The 2692-nt window shown below is 59.9% G+C and carries 3 protein-coding genes; all 3 read left to right on the forward strand.

The annotated features are described in order from the left end of the window. A partial coding sequence (locus NW819_RS07015; RefSeq protein ID WP_414413314.1) for a sulfate ABC transporter substrate-binding protein occupies positions 1-926 on the forward strand: 926 nt, incomplete at its 5' end. A gap of 174 nt (positions 927-1100) precedes the next feature. Further along, positions 1101-2144, forward strand: coding sequence for a sulfate/molybdate ABC transporter ATP-binding protein (locus NW819_RS07020; RefSeq protein WP_011431905.1), 1044 nt, complete (start codon positions 1101-1103; stop codon positions 2142-2144). 6 nt (positions 2145-2150) lie between these two features. After that, positions 2151-2692, forward strand: a 542-nt coding sequence (gene cysT, locus NW819_RS07025; RefSeq protein ID WP_414413315.1) for a sulfate ABC transporter permease subunit CysT, incomplete at its 3' end; no start/stop codon positions are given.

Here is a 2692-nt window from a genome sequence, read left to right on the forward strand (position 1 = left end):
GGGGGGGATTGCAGGGGGAAGTCAGGATCCTCCTCGCTTCTTTTGCGGTGACGCGGGATGCCTACCGGCAGATCATCCCTGCTTTTGAGGCCCACTGGCTGGCTAAAACGGGGCAACGGGTGCGCGTAGAAAGCAGCTACGGCGGCTCGGCAACGCAATCGCGGGCAGTTATTGACGGGCTGGATGCCGATGTGGTGGCCTTGGCCCTGGCTTTGGATGTGGAGCGCCTCGTGGCTGCGGGTCTCATCCAGCCGGGATGGGAAGCCCGTACCCCCAACCAAGGGATCGTTACCCGTTCGGTGGCAGTAATTGTAACGCGGGAGGGCAACCCCCAGGGGATCCGCTCTTGGCAAGATCTGGCTCGGCCCGGCTTGCAGGTGGTTACCGCCAACCCCAAAACCTCAGGGGGCGCCCGCTGGAACTTTTTAGCCCTCTGGAGCGCTGTCCCTGAACCCCAGGCTCTGGCCTTCACCACCCAGGTCTACAAGAATGTCCGCATTTTGCCGCGGGACTCGCGGGAGGCCACCGATGTTTTTTTCCAGAAAGGGCAAGGGGATGCCCTGATTACCTACGAACATGAGGTGATCCTGGCGGGCTTGCGCGGCCAATCCCTGTTCTATGTGGTGCCGGATCCCAACATTTCCATCGACAACCCCGTAGCCGTGGTGGATGCCAATGTGGATCGCAAAGGCACCCGTGCCGTGGCCGAAGCCTTTGTGGACTACCTATTCACCCCAGAAGCGCAGCGGGCTTTTGCCGAGGTGGGCTTTCGCCCGGTGGAGCCGACGGTGGCCCAAGAGTTTGCCTGGCGTTACCCTCCTGTTGAGAAGCGGGTTACCGTCGCCGACCTGGGCGGATGGGAGGTTGTCCAAAGCCGCTTTTTTGCCGATGGGGCCTTGTTTGACCGCATCCAAGCTCAGTTGTAGGGAGTCTCCCTTGTTTTGGATCCCCATTCAAGTTATCTTGGGAGCTATATCAACGGTTTGTTGACAGGTTTACCGTAGATTAGCCGCGGGTTTAACTGCCCTCACCCTCTCCAGAAGACTCAGCCGGCAACCATCCAGCAACTTCTCAGGCAAACCACTAGCTAGGCAGAACCTATGGGTATCACCATCGAAGGGGTATCGAAGCGTTTTGGCGAGTTTCAGGCCCTTCACCCCACCGATCTCACCATTCCCACGGGATCCCTGGTTGCCCTCTTGGGGCCATCGGGTTCTGGCAAATCCACCCTGCTGCGCCTGATTGCCGGCCTAGAAAAGCCGGATACGGGGCGGATTTCCCTCACCGGGCGGGATGCTACCCATGCCAGCGTCCAGGAGCGCAACATTGGTTTTGTTTTTCAGCACTACGCCCTGTTCAAGCACATGACGGTGCGGCAGAACATCGCCTTTGGCTTGGAGATCCGCAAGGCTTCACGGGCCGAGATTCGGGCACGGGTGGATGAGCTGCTGGAGCTGGTGCAGCTATCGGGGTTCGGGGATCGCTACCCCTCTCAACTCTCTGGGGGGCAGCGGCAGCGGGTGGCCCTAGCCCGCGCTTTGGCGGTGGAGCCGCAGGTGTTGCTGTTGGATGAGCCCTTTGGGGCCCTGGATGCCAAAGTCCGCAAAGAGCTGCGCAAGTGGTTGCGGCGCCTGCACGATGAGGTGCATGTGACAACGGTATTTGTAACCCATGATCAAGAGGAAGCCATGGAGGTGGCGGATCAGATCGTGGTGATGAACCAGGGGCGGATCGAACAGGTGGGATCCCCGGCAGAAATCTATGACCATCCAGCTACACCCTTTGTGATGAGCTTTGTCGGCCCGGTCAACGAGCTTTCTCCCCGCTCCCAACTCTTTTGCCAGCTTCCCGAGGTGCAGGCCGGCCCGCATCAGCTTTTTTTGCGCCCCCACGATGTGCAGATTGAGGTCAACCCCGGCAGCAGTGGTGTTTCTGCCCGCGTTAAGGAGATCATCCACCTGGGTCGGGAGATTCAGGCGGAGCTGATTCTTAGCGATGGCGGATCCCTGTGGGCCCATCTCAGCCGCGAGCAATATGCCAACCAACCCCTGCAGGTGGGGCAGCAGGTCTATGTGCGCCCCAAGGTGGTGAAAGCCTTTCCCGTCAAAAAAACCGAGATGACCGCAATGCCGGTGGGAGCTTGAGAAACGTTGCTGCAAGCTTTGTCTCAACTGTCTTGGCCGTGGCGGCTGACCCTGGGCTATCTCTTCTTGATGTTGATTCTGCCGCTGGCTGCCTTGATTGCCAAGTCCAGCAGCGTGGGCTGGGCGGAGTTTTGGCGGATCGCGACGGATCCCGTGGCCCTCTCCGCCTATGAAGTTACTTTTGTAACCGCGTTGCTGGCGGCTCTGATCAACGGCGTGATGGGCACCCTGACTGCCTGGGTGCTGGTGCGCTACGCCTTCCCCGGCAAAAAGCTTCTCGAGGGGTTGATCGATCTGCCGTTTGCTTTGCCCACCGCCGTGGCCGGCCTCACCCTGGCAACGGTTTACAGCAGCAACGGCTGGATTGGATCCCTTTTGGCCCCCTTGGGGATCCGCATCTCCTTTACCCGCTTGGGGGTGGGGGTGGCGATGCTGTTTATTTCTTTTCCCTTTGTGGTGCGGACGGTGCAGCCGGTGTTGCAGGAGCTGGAGAAAGATGTGGAAGAGGCAGCCTGGAGTTTGGGGGCTTCCCGCTTTCAGACCTTCCG

This window comes from Synechococcus sp. R8-2, assembly GCF_047461715.1.
Taxonomy (GTDB): Bacteria; Cyanobacteriota; Cyanobacteriia; order Thermostichales; family Thermostichaceae; genus Thermostichus.